Genomic DNA, 25,145 nt, shown 5'->3' with positions numbered 1-25,145 from the left:
CATTGATCGTCAGTTTTATCTGAGATCTTTCTTTCCGAAGTCAACTATAACCGGTGTAGCAACGCAGATGGACGAGTAAGTACCGAACATGATACCTATCAATAACGCAAACGAGAAGCCACGGATAACGTCTCCGCCGAATAAGAACAGAACGATCAACACGAACAATACGGTCAAGGCTGTAATAATAGTACGGCTTAATGTGCTGTTGATAGCTGTATTGATCACCTCTTCCGGGTTATCAGCTTTAGAGTGGTGCAGGCCAATAAACTCACGGATACGGTCTAACACAACCACGGTGTCATTAATTGAGTAACCAATAACTGTCAATATTGCAGCTATGAAAGCCTGGTCTATTTCAAGGAACGGAATTACGTTTTTAAACAATGAGAAAAATGATAATACCAATAAGGCATCGTGAGCAGTTGCTACTAATGCACCTAAGCTGTATTGCCATTTGCGGAAACGGATCAATATATAAGCCGCAATTACTAATATGGCAAATACCACTGTCCATACAGCTGATTTTTTCAGACCGTCAGCAATAGTTGCTTCAACTTTTTGAGAGCTCACTATGTCTTTTTTAGACATCTGCGTAACTTCTTTTTTGTTAAGAGTAGAGATCAATGTCTGCTCCACCTTAGCATCAGTAGTCGGCAGGTTTTCTTCGATCAGATAGTTAGTTGTAACGCTGATCTTATCAGTACCGTAGGTTTTAACCTGCGTACCACGACCTAACACATCCTCAACAGTTTCACGAACGTCTTCTACAGTTGCGTTTTTATTCTGGAAGTGGATAACATAGGTACGGCCACCCTGGAAGTCAACACCATAGTTAAAGCCCTGGGTAAACATTGATACAAAACCTGCAGCAATGAATATTAATGAAACGGCGTAGAATTTTCTACGGTTTTTAACAAACGCGAAATTGGCGTTTTTAAATGTATGCGCGCTCCAAGGGTTTGAAAATTTGATATCGCTGCCTTTGTCTAACAACCACTCAAATATGATACGGGATATCAATAAAGAGCAGAACAATGAGGTGATAATACCGATCATTAACGTAGTTGCGAAACCCTGGATTGGACCGCTACCGAACACAAACAGTATTAAACCGGTTAAGAAGGTACTAATGTTGGAGTCAAGGATGGATGAAAGCGCGTGTTTAAAACCATCGCTTACCGCTAAACGTAATGATTTACCTAATGCTAATTCTTCACGAACGCGCTCATAGATCAGTACGTTAGCATCTACCGCCATACCCAAGGTTAATACGATACCGGCAATACCAGGCAACGTTAATACCGCGTGTAAGCTGGTTAAAACACCCATCAGGAAGAATACGTTAACTACCACTGCCATTACAGCTACAGTACCTGCGCGGTTGTAGTAAGCTATCATGAACACCAACACCACAACCAGGCCCAGCACGCATGACATTAAACCATCATTGATAGACTGCTGACCTAATGATGGACCTACCACGTCTTCACCAACAATGCGGGCAGGAGCATCTAAACGGCCAGCTTTTAATACGTTGGCTAAGTCTTTGGTGTCATCAACAGTAAAGGTTCCTGATATGGAAGAAATACCGCCCGAAATTTCGTTTTGTACAGTTGGAGCAGAATATACGTTGTCATCCAAAACAATTGCTATTGCTTTTTTAGGAGTTGCAGCAGCTGCATCGGCTGTAATAATGCGCCATTTTTGCGCACCGGCAGCGTTCATGGTCATTTCCACTTCCGGGTTACCACGCTGGTCGGTTACGTTTCTGGCATCGTTGATCACGTCGCCGGAAAGAACAGGGCCGTTCTCTGCACCGGTAAGTTTAATAGCGTATAACTCAAACTGCTTGGTTTTTTCGCGAGGCTTAACGCTCCATAAAAACTTCATGTTTCTTGGAATACTGTTTTTAACCTCGGGGCTGCGTAAATAAGCGTTTACTTTAGCAGTATCTTTTTGTAAAGCAATACCTGCAAGCGGGCCTGGCATTAACTGCGGCTGACCTGATGCATCAGAGTAAACCGGCGGACTAAGCACGCTCATTAAAGGGTGCTCATTAGCAAGTTTTGATCTTAAAGCAGTTGCAGAAGTATCTTTGCTGTTTTTTTGAACTTTATTGATCAATGCTAAACCATCTTTCTTAGCTGTATCTGCAGCTGCAGCGGTTTCGCTTTTTGCAGTATCTTTAGTAGTAGCTTTGGTTTTAGCAGCTAATATATTATCAATGCTTGTTAGCAATGGATATACTTCCTGGCTCTGGTAAGTTTCGTAGAACTCCAGTTTGGCAGTACCCGATAATAGCTTACGTACACGTGCCGGATCTTTAACACCCGGAAGCTCGATCAAAATACGGTTAGTTTTTTTCTCTAATGAGATGTTAGGCTGAGTTACACCGAACTGGTCAATACGTGTATTTAATACGGTGTAAGACTGTTGAACAGCTGTTTCAGCTTCTGCTTTCAGGTATTTTTCAACTTCGCTGTTTGAAGCGTTGTATTTCAGGTTAGCCTGGTTGTCTTTTGTTGAGAAAATAGCAGCTAACTTACCGTTAGGATTAAGTTTTTCGTACTCGCTAACAAACAGTGTAATGTAGTCTGTTTGGCTGGTTTTCATAGCGTTGGTTGCATTAACCAGCGCCTGATTGAATACCGGGTCAGGATTGTTGTTTGACAATCCTTTAACTACTTCCTGCAGAGAGATCTGCATGGTTACGTTCATACCACCTTTAAGATCCAGACCAAGCGCAAGCTCGTTTTCCAGACAGTATTGGTAAGTATGGCCAAGCAACGGATAAACAGGTTGAGTTGAAATAGAATCCAGATAGGCTTTTTCTACGGCAGTATCACCTTTGGCATATAAACGGGCATCGTTTTCAACCTTATGAGCTACCCACGTAAACGAAAGCTGGTATATACAGGCTAAAGCTAATATAACAGCAAAAAATTTAATAACCCCTTTTCCTTGCATTGTGGTATTTGTATATAATTAATTAGTTTATAGCGTTTTTAACAAGACGGCAAATCTAACAAAATTTTATTACCGTAAAATTTTAAATTGAAACAAAATAAGTTGTATGGATGTTACCTGCGCTCAAGCGTAATAAAGGAGTAAGCATACTTGTGTTTTTCATCAGATTGATGATCTTCACGCTCGGTTTCTGTCCAATTATTTCCCTCTATTTCAGGAAAATAAGTATCTGCATCAAAGTCGTGGTGAACAATGGTGAGGTAAATACGATCTGTAACCGGCATTGCCATTTTGTAAATTTCGGCTCCGCCAACAATAAACACTTCCTGCTCGGTTTTGCATAAGTCCACAGCCTCATCAAGCGAATTTACCACCTCGCAACCTTCAATGTTTATTTTTTGGCGTGTGATAATAATATTGCGTCGATTAGGCAGCGGTTTACCAACAGAATCATAAGTTTTGCGGCCCATTATTACGGTGCCCCCTGTTGTGATGTTTTTAAAATGTTTAAGGTCGTTAGGTAAGTGCCATAACAGCTTATTATCCTTGCCAATAGCATGGTTTTGAGCAATAGCTACAACTATGGTGATGGTCATTAAGCAAATATATAATTATAATTAATGTCTGAACTAAGACTTGTGTGGTTAGGTTTTAGAATGAAGTTGCATTGATGTCATTCTTTCAATCCTGAAATTCAATGTTCAAACAGTTACACTGCCACCGCGCCTTTAATATGCGGCCACGGGTCATAATTCTCCAAAGTAAAATCTTCAAATTTAAAATCGAAGATATCTTTCACATCCGGATTGATCCTCATGGTTGGCAATGGGCGTGGCGCACGGCTTAGTTGCAGGCGGGTTTGGTCCAAGTGGTTATTATATAGGTGTGCATCGCCAAAAGTATGGATGAAATCGCCCGGTTCCAGGTTACATACCTGCGCTACCATCATGGTTAACAAGGCATATGATGCTATATTAAATGGTACACCTAAAAATATATCGGCACTGCGCTGATACAACTGACAAGATAATTTACCATCGGCAACATAAAACTGAAATAGCGAATGGCAGGGCGGCAGAGCCATTTGATTCACATCTGCCACGTTCCAGGCCGATACAATGATGCGGCGGGAATCGGGATTGTTTTTTATCTGGTGAATGATCTGTTTGATCTGATCAATGCTTCCGCCATCGGGTGTTGGCCATGAGCGCCACTGATAGCCGTATACTGGACCTAAATTTCCATCGGCATCGGCCCATTCATCCCAAATACGAACGCCGTTATCCTTCAAATATTTGATATTGGTATCGCCCTGCAAAAACCAGATCAACTCATGGATGATTGATTTGAGGTGAAGCTTTTTAGTGGTAACCAATGGAAAACCTTCCTGCAGGTTAAAACGCATCTGATAACCAAACACGCTTATGGTGCCGGTGCCGGTACGGTCGTGTTTTTGCGTTCCGTTTTCCATAACGTGGCGCATCAGGTCGAGATACTGTTTCATTTTTTAATTAGTGAATTAGTGATTGAGTGAATTAGTGATTGGTGCTTAGCTGGTTAGAAAGAAAGCCTTTCGCCTTTAACCTTTTACCTATCATCTCGTATAAAACGCAAATAAAAATAAACTATTTTTGGTATCCTACGGATGTTTAAAAATAACAGCCGTGTTAGTCATTTATGATATTATTCCCCAACGCAAAAATTAACATCGGCTTAAATATAACAGAGCGCCGCCCGGATGGTTACCATAACCTCGAAACCATATTCTACCCCATTAAAATAAATGATGCGCTGGAAGTGGTAGAAAGCGACGAGCTAACTTTTACATCATCGGGCTTGGACATTCCGGGCGATATGGAGGATAACCTGTGCGTTAAGGGCTACCATCTGTTGAAAAAGGACTTTGACCTGCCGCCTGTTGCCATCCATCTGCATAAACATATACCCATCGGCGCAGGTTTGGGTGGAGGGTCATCTGACGCAGCTTTTTTTATCAAGCTGATGAACCAGAAATTTGAACTGGGCCTCAGCATTGAACAACAACAAAACTACGCCCGCATTTTAGGGGCCGACTGCGCGTTTTTCATAGAGAATAAACCTGTGTTCGCGTTTGAGAAGGGCGATGAGTTTGAAAGCATAAAACTGGACCTGTCTGCCTACCATATTGTATTGGTGATGCCACCTGTGCATGTATCAACCGGTGAGGCTTACCGAGGGGTGCAACCTGCACCGGTTAAAGAATCGTTATATGATTTGATTACAGAGCCTGTAGCTAACTGGCGGAAACATATCAAAAATGATTTTGAGGCTAACATATTTAAAAACCATGTTACCATACGTGGTGTGAAGGCGGCTCTATACGAAGCCGGCGCGCTTTACGCTGCCATGAGCGGCAGTGGCGCATCCGTATTTGGTATATTTGAGCAACAACCTGACCTGTCGCATCTGGAAGCAGACAACGAGGTGTTTTACGGCGTTTAACTACAGCAGATCGTTAGCAAGATTGGCCAACTCGCTGCGCTCGCCTTTTTGCAGGGTGATGTGCGCATATAGCGGGTGGCCCTTGGCCTTATCTATCAGGTAGGAGAGGCCGTTACTCTCGGCATCCAGATAAGGTGTATCTATCTGGTAAATATCGCCCGTGAATACAAATTTGCTGTTCTCTCCTGCGCGGGATATAATGGTTTTTACCTCGTGCGGGGTAAGGTTCTGCGCCTCGTCAACTATAAAAAATATTTTGCTCAACGTACGACCTCGGATAAATGCCAACGGCGCGATAGATATTTTATCATTAGCCACTAACTCGTCCAGTTTGGCCTGCATTTTTTCATCATCAGCAAACTGATCTTTTATAAACTTGAGATTATCCCAAATGGGGGCCATGTAAGGGTCAACTTTGGATTTTACATCACCAGGTAAAAAGCCTATATCCTTATTGCTCAATGGAACAATGGGGCGGGTAATAAATATCTGGCGGTAATACTTACGCTGTTCCAGTGCTCCGGCCAGTGCCAGCAGGGTTTTGCCCGTGCCCGCGTTACCTTGTATGGTTACCAGTTTAATATCAGGATTAAGCAGCGCATGTATGGCAAAAGACTGCTCGGGGTTTTTAGGGGAGATATTAAAAATAGGCTGCTCGGTTATGCGCTCCAACTGTTGCAGCCTACTGTTGTAAAATACGGCCACATCACTCTTTTTACTTTGCAATGTATAAAAGTGGTTGCCTGTGTAACCTAACGCTACCACATCGGCATGGAGGGTGTTTTGTTTTTTAAGTTGGTTGATGATGTTGTCGGTGGCTTGCACGCGGGTTTTGCCGCTATACAGTTCTTCCACGTTCTTTACCTTGCCGGTCTCGTAATCTTCTGCATTGAGGTTGAGTGATTTGGCTTTCAACCTAAGACAAATATCTTTTGACACCAATACTACCTTTTTGTTGGGATACTCCTGCTGCAAACCAAGGGCGGCGTTGAGTATGCGGTGGTCGGCTTTGTCTGTGCCGAAAATGGTGATGGCATCATCTGTTAAATGCGGTGGGTCAACCACTACCTTGAAACTGCCTTTATTATGGCCGCCAAGCGGTTGCCAGTGGTTGATCAGATCCTTGCGGAACAACTCGTCAATTAAACGTATAAAGCTGCGGGCTTCAAAGTTGCGGGTATCATTGCCGCTCTTCTTGTCATCCAGCTCCTCCAGCACCTGTATGGGAATGGCCACATCATGCTCCTGAAAGTTTTGAAAAGCGCTATGGTCATACAGTATGACAGAAGTATCCAGCACAAAAATCTTCATTCTGCCGTTAGGCTTGCTTTTATCGTCTTTTTGCATTTCACTAAATTAATAAAGATTAGTGATTAAAGCGCGAAGATTGGTCAATGTGGCGTTGGCGCTGTTACACAAAAATAGATGTAATGTTGTAACAGCCGTAATAGGTTTATCTGTTAAGAATTTAAATTTCAGTTAGTTAAAAATTCGACCTGTAACGCCATGCAACAACTTTTAAGTAAGTAAATTTATGTGTGGGTTGTGTATTTGTAATTCATTGTCAATGTGTTGTGAAAAGTGCAATTTTATAGTGGCGCATGTAACATAAAACCCTCGCCATTGTCAAAATAGCATGATAATCATCGTTCCCTTTTTATGGTATGAAGGCATGGCGCTTTATCCCTTCATCTTGTTAAAGAGGCGCGAACTTGCAAGTAACCCCAGTGTTATACGGCATGAACAGATACATCTGGCGCAACAAAAGGAAATGCTCATTCTTCCTTTTTACGTGGTTTATCTGTTATGCTATTTATATAACCTCTGTCGTTTCCGCAACCATTACGAGGCATATAAACAAATACCGTTTGAGCGTGAAGCTTACAAGTATGAAGCAGAACCTGAGTATTTACATAAACGCAGGTTTTGGGCCTGGGTGAGATAACAATCCTCAATTCGGCTACGCTTACCCTCAATCTGGCTACATCCGCTGCCGCTAACTTGCCCACCTTTGTTTTATAAAAAAAACAATTATGGAAAAGCAAAATAAAGTATGGTTCATTACCGGCGCATCTCGCGGTTTTGGACGTGTTTGGGCTGAAGCAGCCCTGCAACGTGGCGACAAGGTAGCAGCTACCGCACGTAAAATAGAAAGCATATCGGCCTTAAAAGACCAGTATGGCGACAATGTATTATTACTTGAACTGGATGTAACCAACCATGCACAGGTAAAAGAGGCGGTTGAAAAAGCGCATGCGCTTTTTGGCCGCTTAGATATTATTTTGAACAATGCGGGTTACTCACTGGTAGGCACCATTGAAGAGGGCAGCGCCGAAGAGATCCGCGCGCTTTATGAAACCAATGTTTTAGGCCCTGTTGCGGTTATACAAGCCGCGCTGCCGCTCTTAAGACAACAAGGTTATGGGCATATAATGGGTACGTCAAGCAATGTGGGCATTGTTACCATACCGGTTATTGGTTATTACAGCTCGTCAAAATGGGCATTTGAGGCTATTTACGAAAGTTTGGCAGCCGAAGTTAAACAGTTTAATATTAAGGTAACTGTTATTGAGCCGGGTGCATATGCCACAGAGTTTGGTAGCCAGGATTCTTTAAAATTTACTTCTCCGCTGGATGTTTATACCGATTTTAAAACAGAATTCTTTGGCCATTTGAGAGAGATGGAACAAGGCGACCCGGCTGCCACACCACAGGCTTTGTTTAAAATGGTTGATAGCGAAAATCCGCCGTTAAGGTTTAACCTGGGCAGCCATAACCTGCCGCTTACACGTAAAACCTATGCCGAGCGTTTAGCCGAATGGGAAGCCTGGGACGAGGTATCAGCATCGGCTCAGGGAAATACCAAATAAAAATTAAGTACATTTAAACATGAAAAAAGCAGAAAGCCGCCTTCTAAAAGTTGAGTCGTTGTCTGATGCGCACCGCGCCTTTGGTTTACCGCAGCCTAAGCATCCGCTTATTAGTTTGCTTAACGGTGAACACACCCATATTGATATCTCTAAAATTCCTGAACAGCATGTTTTGGGTTTTTATAAAATATCCTACAAGCCACAACTAAAAGGGCGCATAAAGTACGGACAAGGCTATTATGACTTTGATGAAGGCGGCTTGCTCTTTGCATCACCCGGACAAATAATTGGTGGCCCTTTTGATGACGAAACCGTATGCTCTGAGTACACGCTAATTATTCACCCCGATTTCCTTTTAGGATATCCGCTGGCTAAGAACATTAAAAATTACGGTTTCTTTTCGTATTCGGCTAACGAAGCGCTTCATATATCTGAAAGTGAAAAGGAAATTATCATGTCTATCTTCAAAAACATTGAAGCCGAGATAGAGAGCAGGATAGATGATTTTAGTCAGGATGTAATGATAGCGCAAATTGAGTTGCTGCTTAACTATGCCAACCGGTTTTACAAGCGACAGTTCCTCACCCGTAAATCGGTAAACAATAACCTGTTGCAAAAAATGGAGGAGCTGTTAGATGAACATTTTAACAACGAGGCTGCATTAACCGCAGGTATACCTTCGGTTCAGCAACTGGCAGAAAAGCTCAACCTGTCGCCAAGCTATTTAAGCGACATGCTGCGCACCCATACCGGCCAAAATGCGCAACAGCACATTCATAATAAATTGATAGAAAAGGCAAAGGAGCGACTGTCAACCACCAATTTATCCGTAAGCGAAGTAGCTTACGCGTTAGGCTTTGAGCATCCGCAATCATTCAGTAAGCTGTTTAAAACAAAGACCAATTTATCGCCGCTGGAGTTCAGGAAGGCGTTTAATTGAATTGATATACAGTTCTATATAAACCTATGCCAATAGAGGGAACAGAGAAAATGTCGGTCCGGTGTTTTAAAATGCCGGACCAACTTATTTATTCTCTATGTAATTGCCCCAACTTTCTTTATTGGTTCTTCCTCAATACTTCATCTCAGCTACAAAACCAGCAAGCATGTTCTCGTAGCTGTTTTTTGGTCCGCTTATATTGATTTGCCGGTTGTTAAAAATATCGGTTGATGCAGTAATAACGGTAGTGGTGTTATGCGCAACATCTCTTATCTCGGTTTTTTTTGCGCCAAAAATGTCTACAGACCGGGTGATGGAACCTAATAGTTGCCCGTTAGTACCAGTTATTTTTACAGTTTCAGCACCAAAAATATCTTTGGTTTTTTGAAGCTCCAATAATGTTAGTCCCTGGCGGTTGGTAACTGTGGTTACTTTATCGCCGAATATGTTTTTTGATCTTTTCACAGAAAGTAACACCCCACCGGACGGTTTACTGTAGGTTTTCACCTGATCGCCAAAAATATTTGTGCCTATGCTGATATTGGCGTATTCACTGTCTTCGCCTAATGCGCAGTTCCATACATAATTGTCAAAAGCGGTTGATGCACTTGCAGAAGCATCAATATTTTGAGCATTGACAGTTACGGTAAAGAAAAGCAGGATAATGGCGATGCAGGCTTTCATAGCAAACGGTTTGTTGTGGTTGTGCTGGTTTGACGTTTATTATCCTGAAGGTTTAAGCGGAGGATTTATTTTTGCTTAATAACGCAGGTTGGGCCTTGCACCCGATCCTCACAAATTAATATTGTGCGTATTCTTATTCTCGCACATAACAAACGTACTGTGCGTGCTTCCAATGCTGGTTACCGAACCTAATTTGTTAAAAACAAAATCCTGGTAGTGTTTCATATCCCGGGCGTAAACTTTCAGCAGAAAATCAAAATCGCCAGATATGTTATAGCACTCCGTTACCTCGTCCAGTTTCATTATATCGCTCACAAAATCATGTCCAATGCTTTTGTCGTGCTGCTTGAGTTTAATGTTGCAAAAAATTATCAGTCCGTAGTTGAGTTTTTCGGCATCTATTAAAGCAATATATTTTTTAATGTAGCCGCCTGCCTTTAATCTTTTCACCCGTTCAAAAACTGGGGAAGGCGACAGGTTAACCTTTGCAGCCATCTCTTTTATGGTGATCTCGGAGTCATTACCTAATAATTTTAACAGCGCTTTATCGGTTTCGTCTAATTCTTCCATGAAATATTTTTCTGTTTACGCAGATTTATTTAGTTGACTATAGTAAATAATTCTGTAATTTTTTTTAAAAAAAGATTTAAATGCCTAAATAAAAATAAATAAAAGCATTAAAATCTGTATAAATAGTTTTGCGAAGATAAATAATATAGGATCAAAAAACACTACCAATTTAAATGCTTACGCAAAACTTGGGTTACCCACGCATAGGTAGCCAACGACAATTAAAAAAAGCCTGCGAACAATTTTGGGCAGGCAAACTTGAACTACGCGACCTGAAAGAAGTTGCCCGAAAGATAAAAGAAGATAACTGGCAAACGCAGTTGGACGCAGGTATAGACCTGATACCATGTAACGATTTTAGCTTTTACGACCATGTGCTGGATACCAGCCTGATGTTAGGCGTTATTCCGCAACGCTATCAACCGGTGCTTTCGCAGGTTAAAACCAATAATGAGGTTGACCTGTATTTTGCTATGGCGCGCGGCTATCAAAAAAACGGACTGGACATTACCGCCATGGAAATGACCAAATGGCTGGATACCAACTACCATTATATTGTGCCCGAGTTTACTGCCAAACAGCAGTTTACTTTATTTAACGAGAATGTTATTGGCGAATATGTAAACGCGCATAAAATTGTTGGCGACAAAGCTAAACCGGTTTTGGTTGGCCCTGTGAGCTATTTGTTATTGGGTAAAGAAAAAGAAGCGGGCTTTGAGCGGATCGACCTCATAAAAAAACTGGTACCGGTTTATATAGAGATCATTAATCGCTTAAAAAAGCAAGGTGCTGAGTGGATACAGTTAGATGAACCCTGTCTGGCACTTGATCTTACTAAAAAAGAGCAGGAAGCTTTTGAATGGGCCTATCGCGCCATTGCTAACCGCGTAAGCGGGGTAAAACTTTTGGTTGCAACTTATTTTGAAGCAGTGCTTGATAATACCGCATTAGCTGTTAACCTGCCTGTTGCCGCATTACATATTGATTTGGTGCGCGCGCCGGAACAACTGGATGATGTGTTAGCGCTAATTCCTGATAATCTTGTTCTTTCATTAGGTATTGTTGATGGCCGTAATGTTTGGAAGAACGATTACGAAGCATCGTTGAATTTAATAAACAAGGCGGTTGAAAAGTTAAGCAGCAACCGTGTTATCATTGCTCCATCGTGCTCTTTATTGCATAGCCCGATTGACCTTGATCTGGAAACCAATATAGACCCTGAGATAAAAAACTGGATGGCGTTTGCTCGTCAAAAGCTACATGAGGTGGTGGATCTGAAGCATATTGCGCAAGGAGATTTAAGCAGGTTGGAGGCTAATAAAATAGCAATTGCAGGTCGCCGTACATCTCAAAAAGTACACAGGCAAGAAGTTCAAAACAGGGTGGCTGCTATTACAGATACAGACGCTACACGTGATGCTGATTTTTCTACCCGCCAGCAATTGCAGCGAGACCGTTTTAATTTGCCGCTGTTCCCTACAACTACCATTGGCTCTTTCCCGCAAACAGATGATATACGCTTGTTGCGTGCGCGTTTAAAAAAGGGGGAACTCAGCCTTAAAGAATATGAAGAGCAAATAGAAAAAGCCACCATTGAAGTTATCCGCTGGCAGGAGGAGATTGACCTTGACGTTTTGGTTCATGGCGAGTTTGAACGTAACGATATGGTTGAGTACTTCGGCGAACAGTTAGATGGCTTTTTGTTCACCAAAAATGGTTGGGTGCAAAGCTATGGCAGTCGTTGCGTTAAGCCACCTGTTATTTACGGTGATGTAAGTCGCCCCAACGACATGACTGTACGCTGGACTAAGTTTGCCGCCGAACAAACCAAAAAACAAATGAAAGGCATGCTTACCGGGCCGGTAACTATTCTGCAATGGTCGTTTGTGCGGAATGACCAACCACGCGAACTTACTACCAACCAGATAGCGCTTGCTATTCGGGATGAGGTTTTAGCTTTAGAGAAAGCGGGAGTGGGTATTATTCAAATTGACGAAGCCGCCATACGCGAAGGTTTACCATTGCGCAAGGCTAAACGCGCGGCCTACTTAACCTGGGCGGTGAACGCTTTCAGGTTAACCGCCGGCGGTGTGCAAAACCAAACACAGATCCACACGCACATGTGCTACAGCGAGTTTAATGATATTATTGAGCACATTGCCGCAATGGATGCTGACGTGATCACTATTGAAACTTCGCGCTCGCAAATGGAACTTTTACAGGCCTTTGCTCATTTTAAATATCCTAATGAGATTGGTCCGGGGGTATATGATATTCACTCTCCACGTGTGCCTTCAACAGAAGAGATGTCTGCCTTATTGACAAAAGCGGCTGAGCTGTTGCCTGCACAGCACCTGTGGGTTAACCCTGACTGTGGCCTTAAAACCCGTAAATGGCCCGAAACAAAATCAGCGCTCGTTAACATGGTGGCCGCAGCTAAACAAGCCCGGGAAGTTTTATTATAGTATATCAATTGGTGATTCTCTTCTCCGGGTAAGGTGGGAGGGAATCACCTGATTTTATATGTGGTCTGTACTTCAATCATAAAATATGCGCCCGATTATTATTGTTATGATTAGATTTGGTGATTGAAGTATGACTAAACAACCGTTATATAAATATACTAAAGTAAAAGCACCGCTACCGGTGGCGCTTTTTTCAATTGTTGCAATTTTGGCCTTTCTACCATCCTGCAAACCCGAAAACTTAAAAGAGGGCGCGCAAAAGGAATATTTTGACCTAAAAGGCTATTTTGAAAAGAATATTGCGCAACTCAAGGGTCAGCATAAAAAAATAAGTAAAACTGTTGTACACAATGGCGTGAGCGAGACGCGGGACGTGGAAGTAAACAATTGGGAAGCGGAATTAGGTGCTTTTACTGAGTCGGACATTAATAAGCCTGCCTGGAGTGGCATTTATACAAAAAAGGATAGCGCTGGCGCTATAGTTTATACGGCAACCGACCTCGACCTGAAAACCCGTAGGATTATAATTGACAAAACCTCGCAGGGAAAAATACAACACATTTTTATTTACAACGAGGTAAACAATGCTCTATACAATACCCGCGAAGAACTAAACTATTATCCTGATTCCGTTTATTCCATCAATAAATACCAAAAGGTAAAGTTACTGGGAGCAAACACCTACAAAATTACCGGTAAGTTTTAGTGATGCAGTGTACTGACAGTGGAAGTTGAAAGCTTGTCTTTGGTAAACTCCATTATCGAAGCAATATCAGAACGACCCGGATCAGAATCTAAAACCTTTTGCAGATCGCCCATTGCTGCTCTTAATGAGTTAAGTCCGCGTGTTCTGTCAAATTGTTTTCCTGCCGTTTCAAGTTTAAATACACCGTAATCGCGGTATGCAATGGCCCTGTTTTGATAAAAGCTGGCGATTTTAGCGTCGCTTGGGCTTAATGTGATAGCTTTCGTAAAGTCAACTATTGCACCCAGTAAAAATTTTTCTTTGTCGGCCAATACCTGGCTCCCTTTGCCTGAGCGGTACTTTGCCAATGCACGGTAGTAATAAGCCGAAGCATCATTAGGGGTAATGGAAATCTCTTTGGTAAATGTTGCTATAGATTTTGCCAGATTATCGCTATGGTAATAAGAATACCCTAACATCCACAAAGCATTGGCGTTGGTTGAATCAATTAAACAGCCCTTCTCCAATTGCCTTATGGCAGCTTTAAAGTTACCATCAATATAAGCTTGCTGACCTAACTTAAAATAGGCATTTTGCGCAGCTGCATGCTCAATTGAAGAGAAGATCAGAAAAGATGTAATTACCGCTAACCTCATTTACAAACAACTGTGGTGTAAGCAACAGTATACAAATAACTTGCAATTGTATAAATTATTATCAGATGGTGCAATTTTATTTAAAAACAACTGTTTTTTTTAATAACAAGTTTTTCACACCGTGCCTGACTTTTTTGCATATGGAACCCAAAACGGCAAAAAATGTTTTTGTGTTGTAAATAACATGTATTCAGTTTAGTACATGTCAATTATCTAATATTGGGTATATTGGCATATTAGTTGAAACATACGTGTACATAATTTTAATTACGTATGTCAGTAGTTTATGGCGGTTTATGCGCCGTGAAATACTGACAATATGACGTTTAAACAGAAAGGTCCCCTGATGAGTTTTGATCCGTTTGATTTTAAGAATGCGATGCCGGTTATAAATGAAGATTCTGAGTTTTTCCCGCTCATGTCGTCAGAAGATGAGGAGGAAATGAATAATGAGCAGGTTCCTGATGCATTACCCATCTTACCTTTACGCAATACCGTTTTGTTTCCAGGTGTTGTTATCCCTATAACGGTTGGCAGAGACAAATCAATAAAGCTGATACGCGATGCCAATAAAGGTACGCGTATGATAGGTGTTGCCGCCCAAAAAGATGTAGCTGTTGAAGATCCTACATTTGAGCAATTACACCAGGTGGGAACGGTTGCTGTTATTATAAAAATGCTGCAAATGCCTGATGGTAACACTACCGTTATTTTACAGGGCAAAAAGCGTTTTTATTTAAAAGAAGAGGTACAAACCGAGCCTTACATAAAAGCAACTATTGAGCCTTTTAAGGAAGTTAAACCTAAAGAGGATAAAGAATACAAGGCCATGATATCGTCAATTAAAGACATGGCCATGAATATCATACAGCTATCGCCGAATATTCCGAGTGAGGCAGGTATAGCTATCCGTAACATTGAGAGTAATTCTTTCCTGATCAATTTCATATCGTCAAACATGAACGCCGATATGTCAGTTAAGCAGGGATTGCTTGAAGTTGCCAACCGCAGGGAAATGGCCAACCAGGTGTTGGGCCATTTAACTACAGAACTGCAAATGCTGGAGTTGAAAAATCAGATACAAACCCGCGTGAGGGTGGATCTGGATAAGCAGCAACGCGATTACTTTTTAAACCAACAACTTAAAACCATTCAGGAAGAACTGGGAGGTAATACCCCTGATCTGGAGCTCGAAAACCTGCGTGAGCGTGGCGCCAAAAAGAAATGGGACGTTGAGGTAAAAAAACATTTCAATAAGGAACTGGAAAAACTGGCGCGTATTAATCCGGCAGCTGCTGATTATTCTGTTCAGATCAATTACCTGGAGCTGTTACTTGACCTTCCATGGAACGAGTTCACCAAAGATAATTTTGACCTTAAGCGGGCCGAAAAGGTTTTGGATAAAGACCATTTTGGCTTAGATAAAGTAAAACAGCGTATTATTGAGTACCTGGCCGTGCTAAAGCTAAAGCACGATATGAAAGCGCCTATACTTTGTTTGGTTGGGCCTCCGGGTGTTGGTAAAACTTCACTGGGTAAATCAATTGCAAAAGCATTAGGCCGCAAATACGTACGTATGGCTTTAGGTGGTATTCGCGACGAAGCCGAAATACGTGGCCACCGTAAAACTTATATAGGCGCTATGCCGGGCCGTATAATCCAGTCGGTAAAAAAGGCCGGAGCAGCTAATCCTGTTTTTATTTTAGATGAGATTGATAAAGTTGGCAGCGATTTCCGAGGCGATCCATCGTCGGCATTATTAGAGGTGCTTGACCCGGAGCAGAACAATTCTTTTTATGACCATTACGTGGAAATGGACTTTGACCTATCTAACGTAATGTTTATTGCAACCGCTAACTCATTAAGTAGTATTCAGCCTGCCTTGTTGGATAGGATGGAGATCATTGAAGTAAACGGTTACACCATTGAAGAAAAGGTAGAAATAGCCAAACAGCACCTGTTGCCTAAACAACGCGAGGCCCACGGACTTAAAACACGAGATGTGGCCATAAAGCCGGACGTGATTGAAAAGATCATTGAAGATTACACGCGCGAATCAGGTGTGCGTGGATTAGAGAAAAAGATAGGTTCTGTGGTACGCGGGGTAGCTAAAAATATTGCTTTGGATGAGATTTATAATCCATCTGTAAGTAAAAAGGATGTTGAGCGCATTTTAGGCGCACCAATATTTGATAAAGACCTTTACGAAAATAATAACAACGCTGGTGTTGTTACAGGTTTAGCCTGGACCTCGGTAGGTGGCGATATTCTATTTATTGAAGCCAGTTTAAGTCCGGGTAAGGGTAAACTTACGCTTACCGGTAGCCTGGGCGACGTAATGAAAGAATCTGCGGTTATAGCTTTGGCTTACCTGCGTGCTCATGCGGCACGCTTTAATATTGACGGCCGCCTGTTTGACCAGTGGGATGTGCATGTTCACGTGCCTGCAGGTGCTACACCAAAAGATGGGCCTTCGGCCGGTATTACCATGCTTACCGCGTTAACGTCTGCTTTTACTCAACGTAAAGTAAAGCAAAATTTAGCCATGACAGGAGAAATCACGCTGCGCGGACGTGTTTTGCCGGTTGGCGGTATTAAGGAAAAAATACTGGCAGCTAAGCGAGCTAATATTAAAGAGATCATCCTGTGCAAGTCAAATCAAAAAGATATACTTGAGATAAAGGAGAGCTACATCAAAGACCTGCAATTTCACTATGTTACCGAAATGCGCGAGGTAATTGAGCTTGCGCTGTTGAACGAAAAAGTTGATGAGCCGCTTGATCTCACCATAAAACAGCCCGTTAAGGCAGAGTTGAATTAAGTATAATTTATACAAAAGCATAAGCCGGAAACCATTCCGGCTTTTTTTTATTTTTGCCCCTTCATGAAATTAAAAATAAAAAGATCAGTCATCACGCTAAGTTTGGTAGTGTGTTCACTTATTGTAAATGCGCAAACATACAGTAGCGAAGCAGGGTTACAAACAGATAACGATTCCTATCTTTTTCAAGGTTCAGACCGTTATTATACTGATGGACTGTTTCTATTTTACAGGCATGCTTTAGCAACAACTAATAATGCCAAGCTACAAAACAAGGTGTTAGGCTTTGAGGTAGGGCAAAAAATATTTAACCCGCAAACAGGTAATATTCCAACTGCTACGGGGGTTGACAGGCCGTTTGCCGGGTATTTATATGCAGGCGCATCATTAAACTTGTTGTATAAAAATGAGAGTAATCTTAAATTAAGTGTACAAACCGGCGTTATTGGTCCGGCGGCTAAGGGCGAGCAGGCTCAGAAATTTGTGCACGACACCTTTGGCTTTTACAGTATAAACGGTTGGAAATACCAGATCCAAAATGCGTTTCAATTAAACTTATCGGCAGAATATAACCGCCTGCTTTATCGTAATGACGAAGGTTTTGATGTTTCAGGCAGCGCTTATGCCAACCTGGGTACCGGTTTTACCGGGGCAGGAGTGGGGCCGCTGTTCCGCTTGGGTAAGCTGGGTAAATTGTTCAACTCTGTGAGTACACAAAGTACCGCCATAACTAAACAAAATGCCGACAAGGATCATAAAGGCGAATTTTTTATTCATTTTAAGCCGCAGTTTAACTATGTTGCCTATGATGCTACTATTGAAGGTGGTTTGTTCAGTAACAAGGAGCCCGGCTCTTTGGAGATCACCGCAAAACCTGTAAGAACCATATTCAGCAACCAGTTAGGCGCATCATATGTTACTAAAAGGTGGGTAATAGATTACACGGCCACTTTCCCAACAAAGGTGGTTAACCCTCAGCGCTACAGCCAGCAATGGGCCAGCATTACCTTAATGTACAGGTTTAACTAAACATCAAAGTTTCTACGGCGACTTTCCTTTTTCTGAGAAATTACTTTTTTGCCGGTGAGCCTTGCTTCTTTAGCCTGCTTGCTAATTTTGGTAGCCTTTCTTATTTTAGGCATGTGCAGCGCACCGGAAAGTAGTGTTGTTAAACGCTCCAGCGCTATTTCTTTGTTTAGTAACTGACTGCGCTCTTCATCGCAAACTACCTGTATGTGCCCATCTTTATTAAAGCGCGATTGCAGTTTTTCTTTAATGCGGATTTTTTCTTCATCGCTGAACAAAACAGAATCATCCACACTAAAAAGTAACTCAACTTTTGTAGATACCTTATTTACATTTTGTCCGCCTTTGCCACCGCTGCGTGATGTTTTGTAGGTCACTTCTTTAGCGAGCGCCTGTTTAGAAAAATTCATATTGGTGTAAAGTTAATAATAGTTGTTTGCCTTAAAGCTTATTATGCATTTTACAGGCAGAATGGTGTTACTTTTAACATTACTGTTGCACAAATTTGCTATATTGGCAGCAAGATGAGCAACAATATTGTAGTAGCCATTGACGGCTATTCTTCATGCGGTAAAAGCACGATGGCTAAGGCATTAGCCAAAGCGCTTCACTTTATTTATGTTGATAGCGGGGCTATGTACAGGGCCGTAGCCTTGTATTTTTTGCGCAACAACGTTGATCTGAAAAATGCAGATCAGGTAAAAGAGGCGTTAAAAAATGTTCATCTTAATTTTCACTCTCGGGATTACCAGACGCACATTACCCTGAATGACGAAGAGGTATCTGAAGAGATCAGGCAGATGCATGTATCAGATATGGTAAGCTCTGTAGCAGCATTGCATGATGTGCGTGTTGAAATGGTAAAGCAGCAGCAACGCATGGGTCGCTCAAAAAACGTGGTGATGGATGGCCGCGATATTGGAACCGTTGTATTTCCACATGCTCAGGTTAAAATTTTCATGACTGCTGATCCGAAGATCCGTGCCGAACGCCGCTACAAGGAGCTGGCGCCTAAAAATCCCGAAATTACTTTGGAGGAGGTTTTTGAAAGTCTGGCCCATCGTGATTACCAGGATACCACTCGCGCCGAAAGCCCACTTACACGAGCTGATGACGCTATAATTTTGGATAATACTGATCTTACACCTGAAGAACAGCTGGAATTTGCCATAAGCAAAGTCAAACCGTTCTTAAGTTAGTACTTTAAGCACCCGGTTGATAAACAATTTTAGGTTTGCGTTGCGCTATAAGCGGTTTTCCTTTTAACGCTTGTATCAATACAAATAATGCCAGCAAACCGTACATTGCACTCACCACAATTACAGTTGTAACACTTGTCAGCACGTAAAACGATAGGAGCGGGAGAACTTGCAGCGCGTGCATACCAATAAAGTGCGCAATACGGGTGTCACCATATTTTTTACTCCAGTTTAAAAAGGGTAGTCCTTCTTCACCATCAGGCCCGCCGACGGTATGCGACATGCGGCTGCCCATCAGTCCGCCTTCAAAAGCAAAAATTACAAAAAGAATAATGCCCATGCGTATACCCCAAATGTAGTTAGCTGGCAACATGGGGAGTGGTTCCGTAAAAAACAGGTAACCTATATACCCGGTCCATAAGGTTACAACGCTTATAGCAATACCCATCAAAGCATACATAATGTTATAAAATGGTGTGCTAATGTTAAAATGTGACAGTTGGCCGCGGCCTGCCTGAAATGCAATATAAAACAGCTCAAATGCTAACAAAGCGATGCTTACCCAGGTGTATAGCGCAGTTTTTTCAGGTTTTAAATAGAAAAGCAGCCATCCCATGGTCCAGCAAAAAATGCCGATAGATAGGGCAAATTTTAACGGTTTATACCACGCATTGGTGTTATTTACTTTGATCTGTGATTTTCTGCAGATCAGGAAAAACAGCGCTGCCATAATAAAACATATCAATCCGCTGTAAAATAGCGCACCGTTGCGCATAGCCAATGTGTTAATGAAGTTGGTCATGATGTTAAATGTTATGTTATCTATGATTTATCAATCGTTGTTTTAATATTGAACAATGTTCACTATTGTTCAAAAAAATTATAGCTTTCTCAGCATCATTAAAAATTCTTCTAAAGCTGCATTAACCAGGTTTTCCGGTTCGTTACCATATATGCTTCCAGTCCGTTTGCTTATGTACAAGCTGCACATGCCATGTACCACGCTCCATATCATATAAGTAAGCGGCTCGGCAGTGTGGCCGTTAAAATGCCCTGCTTTTATACAAGCGTTAACGGTGTCTTTTAATGCGCGGAAAGCTGATATGCCTTCGTCCCATTGTTCATGCTCTTTTGAATCCAAAACCTCCATTGGCTCTTTAAGGGTGAACATTAACTCATACATATCCGGGTTTTCCAAGGCGAAAGCTATGTATAAGCGCCCCATAGCCATAAGGCGTTCCATTGGGTGGTTTACGTTTTTTAATACGCTGAATTGTAAACCCAGTTGAGAGAAACCCTGTGTATGTAAGGCATTAAGTATCTCGTTTTTATCCTTGAAATAAAAGTAAACAGTACCCACGCTGTAGTCAATGTTTTTAGCAATAGCGCGTATGGTGGTCTGTTCAACGCCGTTTTCAATAAAGAGTTTCTTGGCGCTCTCCAATATCAGCGAGCGCAATGTTTCTTTTTCCCTTAGTTTTCTTTCGGCAGTACCCATATTTAACTTACTACAAATATAATTGAACATTGTTCAATATTGGTGACTTTTTTTTAATTTATTGATTAGCGGTTGCTATGTACATTTTTAAAAGCTGGTAAAAACGTATGTTTTGTATTCAAAACGCTAATTTTTTACACAAAAAACCGCTTTTTTACTATAAATTACCACCAATTTGGCACCGGTTAAATATTGGTCTATTTAATATTTACTTTATATTTGGCAGGATTAATTAAGTTATTGATCCGAATTTTACAATATGACAGTTCTGGAAAAAACTGTGAGCGAAAAGTACGAGTTAGTAGTAGGGTTAGAAGTTCACGCGCAGTTATCTACTTTAAGTAAAGCATTTTCATCAGATTCGGCGGCATTTGGCGCAGAACCTAACCATCACGTAAGCGCCATATCATTGGGCCATCCCGGTACGCTCCCGCGCATTAACAAGCGCATGGTTGAGTATGCTGTAAAAATGGGTTTGGCCTGCAATTGCACCATCAACCTTAATAATCACTTTGCCCGTAAAAATTACTTTTACGCCGACCTGCCTAAAGGATACCAGATAACTCAGGATATGGAGCCTATTTGCCTGGGTGGTTCGGTAACTGTGAAATTATCAGACGGTAGTACAAAAGAACTTGCCATCCATCACATCCACATGGAAGAGGATGCGGGTAAAAGTATGCATGATAGTGTTTGCGATGACTCGTTCATTGACCTCAATCGCGCAGGTGTACCTTTGTTAGAAATAGTATCTCAGCCTGATATGCGCAGCGCAGAAGAAGCGGGTCAGTATCTTACGGAGATCCGCAAACTGCTCCGCTATCTTGACGTATGCGATGGTAACATGGAGGAAGGCAGTATGCGTTGCGATGCCAATATCTCTGTACGTTTAAAAGGCGCTACCGAATACGGCAACCGTTGCGAGGTAAAGAACCTTAACTCCATCCGCAACGTTCAACGCGCTATTGAGCATGAATTTGAACGCCAGGTGCTTATAGTGGAAGCGGGCGGTTATATTGAGCAAAATACATTGAACTTTAACGCCGATACAGGCGAAACATCAGTTTTACGTACCAAGGAGATGGCGAACGATTACCGTTATTTCCCTGAGCCCGATCTGATGCCTTTGGTATTGGATGAGGCATACGTAGAGCACATCAGGCAATCATTACCCGCCTTACCGCATCAGTTGTATAAAAAGTATACTGATGAGTTAGGTTTAAACGAGTACGACGCCTCTGTTATCACCGCTGATAAAGAACTGGCTTTTTATTTTGAAGAACTGATAAAGCATACTGCTAACTATAAAGCTGCTGTACACCTGTTAATGGGGCCGGTAAAATCTCATTTAAATGAAACGGGTTTACACATTAGTGATCTGCCTTTAAAACCGCAGAACCTGGCTGGTATGATCAAACTGATTGATGCCGGATCCATCAATAATACAGTTGCATCGCATAAATTATTACCGGCCTTGCTGGCCTCTCCTGATAAAACAGCTGAGCAGTTGGCTACCGAGTTGAATTTGCTGATAACTGCCGATAGTAATGATGTGAGCGAGTTCATCAGCAAGGCGATAGCTAAATTCCCTGATAAGGTTACCGAATACAAAAAAGGGAAAAAAGGAGTTGTAGGCTTGTTTATGGGCGAGATCATGAAGCTATCAAAAGGCAAGATCGATCCGCAGAAAACCAATCAATTACTGATAAAAGAATTAGAAAAATGAAGTTAACTCATTTTATTTGCCTGTTGGCTTTAGCGTGCGGCTTTTCGGCTTGCGTGCAAAATGCCGACTTTACCATATCGGGCGAAATAAAAAATCCCGGCGATGTAAAAAAGATCTATTTGCTGGAAGCCGGTACCACCCGTGTAACCATCAGCGATTCTGCGAGTCTTGATGAGCAGGGTAAGTTTCAGTTTAAACATTTTACGCCTTATGCCAATTTGTACAAATTGCGTATAGGTGGTTTCTTTTTTGACCTGATAGCTGCTAATGGCGATAAGATTGAGTTTAGTACAGATCTGAAAGATGAAAAGCACCAGTACGATGTTAAAGGCTCTGAAAATTCGGAGAAAATACAGGCGTTCAATCAGATAAGTAACCACTACGGCGAGATCAACACCAAACTTGATGAGCAGTACCAGGCTGAAGTTGAAGCCGCAGGAAAAGAAAGCGAAGCGTTATCAAAGAAATACTTCGGAATGTACAACAAAAACATATCCGACTACAGCAACGCATTGATTGATTTTAAGAATAAGAATGAAACTTCACTGGCTTCTTTCTATGCCATGGTATCTTTAGATAGCATGCGTTATGAAAAAGAGCTAATAGCTTACTCAGAGCAATTAAAGGAGAAAAAATATTTTACAGACAACCCCGGCGTTCAAGCTTTTATAGGCAGAATGGCTGCAGCAAAGCCACTATCTATAGGCCAAAAAGCGCCAGAGTTTATAATAAACGGTCTGGATAACAAACCGGTGAAATTATCAGATTATAAAGGTAAATATGTGATGCTTGATTTCTGGGCCTCATGGTGCGTTCCTTGTCGCCAGGAAAACCCGAACGTGGTAAAGCAGTACAATTTGTATAAGGACAAGGGCTTTGACATACTGGGAATATCATTAGATGAAGACAGAGACCTTTGGAAAAAAGCCATTGACGCTGATAAATTAACATGGAAACATGCTTCAGAATTAAAGAGCTTTGAAGGCAGCACGCCAACGCTTTACCGCGTATATGCTATACCATCTAATTTTATAATTGACCCTCAGGGAATTATAGTCGCAAAAAATATTACAGGCAGTGATCTTGAAGAATTTTTAAAGAGAACATTTAGCAAGGCTCAATAAAATGTTAAAATAAGGTAGTATTTAACAATTTGTTAATATTGAATTAACCATAATCTTCTTTTAAGCTTATACTTTTACTCAAAAATTAATAGTTAATGAGCAACACTACCAAACAGAAGATACTTATTGTTGATGACGAACCGGATATTTTAGAGCTGATAGAATATAATCTCAAAAAAGAAGGTTATCAGGTTTATCTGGCTCACAATGGTCAGGAAGCCGTTGCTGAAGCTAAACGTACATTACCCGATCTGATAGTTTTGGATATTATGATGCCTAAGATGGATGGTATTGAAGCCTGCCGTATTATGCGCACCATGCCGGAGTTTAAAAATACCTTTATGGTATTCTTAACTGCCCGCAGCGAAGAATATTCAGAAATTGCCGGTTTTAACGTAGGCGCTGATGATTATATAGCTAAGCCCATTAAGCCACGCGCTTTGGTTAGCCGTATTAACGCTATATTACGCCGTAACGCTCCTGTTGAGGATGTTGCTGATAACAAACTGGAAATTGGCGGGTTGGTGATCGATCGCGAAGCCTACCTCGTTTATAAAGGTGGCGAAAAGGTGGTATTGGCCAAGAAAGAATTTGAGCTACTTTATTTACTGGCCTCAAAACCCGGTAAAGTATATACCCGCGAGGTGATCCTGAAAAATATTTGGGAAGACTCGGTAGTAGTAACCAATCGTACTATTGACGTGCACATCAGAAAACTACGCGAAAAACTGGGAGACGACGTGGTGTCAACCGTTAAAGGTGTAGGCTACAAATTTGAAGCATAACAAAACAACAAAGGCTCCTCAGTTTATCGGGAGCCTTTGTTATTATATAAGCAAATTGCTTATAATATTGGTTTGCGTTTAGCCGCAGGTTTTTTAGCCGTTGTGCTTTTTGCTGTGCTGGTTTTAGCAGGTGCAGTTTCGGCCTTAATAGCTTTTAATTTAGCATCGGCTTTCTTGTTCAGATCATCGGCGGTTTTTTTAGCCTTGCTTGTCACGGCTTTAGCTTTGTCGTCAGCTTTAGCTTTTAATTCCTTAATCTCGCCATCCGCTTTAGCTTTTATTACAGCTACCTTAGCTTTTGTTGCTTTAGTTACACTTTTAGTTTTTGAAGCAACGCTGTCTGCCGCTTTTTTTACAGATGCTTTAGCAGTTGTAGCTTTACGGGTTGCCGCTCGTTTTTTAGGAGCAACTGCTTTTTTAACATCGTCAAACTTTTCTTCTACAACTTCTTTAACGTCTTCGGCTGTATCTGTTGTGCCTTCCCAAAGGCTTTCAATTGTTTCTTTAACCTTCTCAAAAAATCCCTTTTCTTCAGGTTTGTCGTCTTTATAACTCATGTTTTTATGTATAGGTATAATTGCAGATAACAACTATTGGGCCAAAGTTTTGTTTTACAAGTGTTTAAAACCCTGCGTTATACACTAA

23 protein-coding genes are annotated in these 25,145 nt (G+C 41.6%); 12 read left to right on the top strand and 11 right to left on the bottom strand.

Going from position 1 to position 25,145, the window contains the following annotated elements; translation table 11 throughout:
• Positions 1-15 precede the first annotated feature (15 nt).
• The 3 genes from secDF to CLV57_RS13555 all read right to left on the bottom strand — a co-directional run bounded on the left by secDF (position 16) and on the right by CLV57_RS13555 (position 4,474).
• The gene (gene secDF / locus CLV57_RS13565) at positions 16-2,970 is read right to left on the bottom strand and encodes a protein translocase subunit SecDF (RefSeq protein ID WP_100341927.1); all 2,955 of its coding nucleotides are present in this window, start codon (positions 2,968-2,970) and stop codon (positions 16-18) included.
• Positions 2,971-3,083: 113 nt separating this feature from the next.
• Positions 3,084-3,566, bottom strand: coding sequence for a dihydrofolate reductase (locus tag CLV57_RS13560; protein ID WP_100341926.1), 483 nt, complete (start codon positions 3,564-3,566; stop codon positions 3,084-3,086).
• Between the two features lie 113 nt (positions 3,567-3,679).
• Positions 3,680-4,474 carry a thymidylate synthase gene (locus CLV57_RS13555; protein ID WP_100341925.1) on the bottom strand — a complete coding sequence of 265 codons (795 nt, stop codon included), beginning with the start codon at positions 4,472-4,474 and terminating at the stop codon, positions 3,680-3,682.
• Between the two features lie 173 nt (positions 4,475-4,647).
• On the opposite strand from CLV57_RS13555, the gene ispE reads away from it, so the two are divergent.
• A complete protein-coding gene (gene ispE, locus CLV57_RS13550; RefSeq protein WP_100341924.1) occupies positions 4,648-5,451 on the top strand; it encodes a 4-(cytidine 5'-diphospho)-2-C-methyl-D-erythritol kinase in 804 nt (267 codons plus the stop codon).
• On the opposite strand, the gene CLV57_RS13545 is transcribed toward ispE, so the two are convergent.
• Entirely contained in the window at positions 5,452-6,798 is a 1,347-nt protein-coding gene (locus CLV57_RS13545; protein ID WP_100341923.1) for a PhoH family protein, read from the bottom strand.
• Between the two features lie 289 nt (positions 6,799-7,087).
• Between CLV57_RS13545 and CLV57_RS13540 the strand changes: the two genes are divergently transcribed.
• From CLV57_RS13540 to CLV57_RS13530, 3 genes are all read left to right on the top strand, one after another.
• On the top strand, positions 7,088-7,396 hold the full coding sequence (locus CLV57_RS13540; protein ID WP_100341922.1) for a hypothetical protein: 309 nt from the start codon (positions 7,088-7,090) through the stop codon (positions 7,394-7,396).
• Between the two features lie 88 nt (positions 7,397-7,484).
• Positions 7,485-8,321: an SDR family NAD(P)-dependent oxidoreductase gene (locus CLV57_RS13535; protein WP_100341921.1), complete on the top strand. Its 837-nt coding sequence runs from the start codon at positions 7,485-7,487 to the stop codon at positions 8,319-8,321.
• A gap of 19 nt (positions 8,322-8,340) precedes the next feature.
• Positions 8,341-9,261: a helix-turn-helix domain-containing protein gene (locus tag CLV57_RS13530; protein ID WP_100341920.1), complete on the top strand. Its 921-nt coding sequence runs from the start codon at positions 8,341-8,343 to the stop codon at positions 9,259-9,261.
• 132 nt (positions 9,262-9,393) lie between these two features.
• Here CLV57_RS13530 and CLV57_RS13525 read toward each other — a convergent pair whose 3' ends face one another.
• Positions 9,394-9,945: a hypothetical protein gene (locus tag CLV57_RS13525; RefSeq protein WP_100341919.1), complete on the bottom strand. Its 552-nt coding sequence runs from the start codon at positions 9,943-9,945 to the stop codon at positions 9,394-9,396.
• A 108-nt stretch (positions 9,946-10,053) separates the two neighbouring features.
• Positions 10,054-10,515 carry an Lrp/AsnC family transcriptional regulator gene (locus CLV57_RS13520; RefSeq protein WP_100341918.1) on the bottom strand — a complete coding sequence of 154 codons (462 nt, stop codon included), beginning with the start codon at positions 10,513-10,515 and terminating at the stop codon, positions 10,054-10,056.
• A gap of 173 nt (positions 10,516-10,688) precedes the next feature.
• Between CLV57_RS13520 and metE the strand changes: the two genes are divergently transcribed.
• Positions 10,689-12,980 carry a 5-methyltetrahydropteroyltriglutamate--homocysteine S-methyltransferase gene (gene metE, locus CLV57_RS13515; protein WP_100341917.1) on the top strand — a complete coding sequence of 764 codons (2,292 nt, stop codon included), beginning with the start codon at positions 10,689-10,691 and terminating at the stop codon, positions 12,978-12,980.
• 130 nt (positions 12,981-13,110) lie between these two features.
• Positions 13,111-13,686, top strand: a complete 576-nt coding sequence (locus CLV57_RS13510; RefSeq protein ID WP_100341916.1) for a hypothetical protein — start codon at positions 13,111-13,113, stop codon at positions 13,684-13,686.
• On the opposite strand, the gene CLV57_RS13505 is transcribed toward CLV57_RS13510, so the two are convergent.
• Positions 13,683-14,321 (bottom strand): tetratricopeptide repeat protein, encoded by a 639-nt coding sequence (locus CLV57_RS13505; protein WP_100341915.1) that lies wholly within the window; start codon positions 14,319-14,321, stop codon positions 13,683-13,685. The genes CLV57_RS13510 and CLV57_RS13505 overlap by 4 nt on opposite strands.
• A 319-nt stretch (positions 14,322-14,640) precedes the next feature.
• Between CLV57_RS13505 and lon the strand changes: the two genes are divergently transcribed.
• Positions 14,641-17,142: an endopeptidase La gene (gene lon, locus CLV57_RS13500; RefSeq protein ID WP_245857070.1), complete on the top strand. Its 2,502-nt coding sequence runs from the start codon at positions 14,641-14,643 to the stop codon at positions 17,140-17,142.
• Positions 17,143-17,205: 63 nt separating this feature from the next.
• Positions 17,206-18,171, top strand: coding sequence for a lipid A deacylase LpxR family protein (locus tag CLV57_RS13495; protein WP_100341914.1), 966 nt, complete (start codon positions 17,206-17,208; stop codon positions 18,169-18,171).
• Here the strand turns inward: CLV57_RS13495 and arfB are convergent.
• Positions 18,168-18,578 carry an alternative ribosome rescue aminoacyl-tRNA hydrolase ArfB gene (arfB, locus tag CLV57_RS13490; RefSeq protein WP_100341913.1) on the bottom strand — a complete coding sequence of 137 codons (411 nt, stop codon included), beginning with the start codon at positions 18,576-18,578 and terminating at the stop codon, positions 18,168-18,170. The genes CLV57_RS13495 and arfB overlap by 4 nt on opposite strands.
• A gap of 114 nt (positions 18,579-18,692) precedes the next feature.
• Between arfB and cmk the strand changes: the two genes are divergently transcribed.
• The gene (gene cmk / locus CLV57_RS13485; protein ID WP_100341912.1) at positions 18,693-19,367 is read left to right on the top strand and encodes a (d)CMP kinase; all 675 of its coding nucleotides are present in this window, start codon (positions 18,693-18,695) and stop codon (positions 19,365-19,367) included.
• 4 nt (positions 19,368-19,371) lie between these two features.
• Here the strand turns inward: cmk and CLV57_RS13480 are convergent, their stop codons facing one another.
• Together CLV57_RS13480 and CLV57_RS13475 are read right to left on the bottom strand one after the other, a co-directional pair.
• Entirely contained in the window at positions 19,372-20,169 is a 798-nt protein-coding gene (locus tag CLV57_RS13480; protein WP_100341911.1) for a hypothetical protein, read from the bottom strand.
• Between the two features lie 78 nt (positions 20,170-20,247).
• Positions 20,248-20,895 carry a TetR/AcrR family transcriptional regulator gene (locus tag CLV57_RS13475; RefSeq protein ID WP_211290075.1) on the bottom strand — a complete coding sequence of 216 codons (648 nt, stop codon included), beginning with the start codon at positions 20,893-20,895 and terminating at the stop codon, positions 20,248-20,250.
• A gap of 229 nt (positions 20,896-21,124) precedes the next feature.
• On the opposite strand from CLV57_RS13475, the gene gatB reads away from it, so the two are divergent.
• The 3 genes from gatB to CLV57_RS13460 all read left to right on the top strand — a co-directional run bounded on the left by gatB (position 21,125) and on the right by CLV57_RS13460 (position 24,500).
• Positions 21,125-22,591 carry an Asp-tRNA(Asn)/Glu-tRNA(Gln) amidotransferase subunit GatB gene (gene gatB, locus CLV57_RS13470; RefSeq protein ID WP_100341909.1) on the top strand — a complete coding sequence of 489 codons (1,467 nt, stop codon included), beginning with the start codon at positions 21,125-21,127 and terminating at the stop codon, positions 22,589-22,591.
• A complete protein-coding gene (locus CLV57_RS13465; protein WP_100341908.1) occupies positions 22,588-23,715 on the top strand; it encodes a TlpA disulfide reductase family protein in 1,128 nt (375 codons plus the stop codon). The genes gatB and CLV57_RS13465 overlap by 4 nt, the downstream gene beginning before the upstream one ends.
• Positions 23,716-23,810: 95 nt before the next feature.
• Positions 23,811-24,500 carry a response regulator transcription factor gene (locus tag CLV57_RS13460; protein WP_100341907.1) on the top strand — a complete coding sequence of 230 codons (690 nt, stop codon included), beginning with the start codon at positions 23,811-23,813 and terminating at the stop codon, positions 24,498-24,500.
• A 59-nt stretch (positions 24,501-24,559) separates the two neighbouring features.
• On the opposite strand, the gene CLV57_RS13455 is transcribed toward CLV57_RS13460, so the two are convergent.
• Positions 24,560-25,057 carry a hypothetical protein gene (locus tag CLV57_RS13455; RefSeq protein WP_100341906.1) on the bottom strand — a complete coding sequence of 166 codons (498 nt, stop codon included), beginning with the start codon at positions 25,055-25,057 and terminating at the stop codon, positions 24,560-24,562.
• Between the last annotated feature and the right edge of the window lie 88 nt (positions 25,058-25,145).

Origin of the sequence: Mucilaginibacter auburnensis (assembly GCF_002797815.1) — a bacterium.
GTDB lineage: Bacteria > Bacteroidota > Bacteroidia > Sphingobacteriales > Sphingobacteriaceae > Mucilaginibacter > Mucilaginibacter auburnensis.
This window is presented reverse-complemented; position numbering and strand designations above follow the sequence as displayed.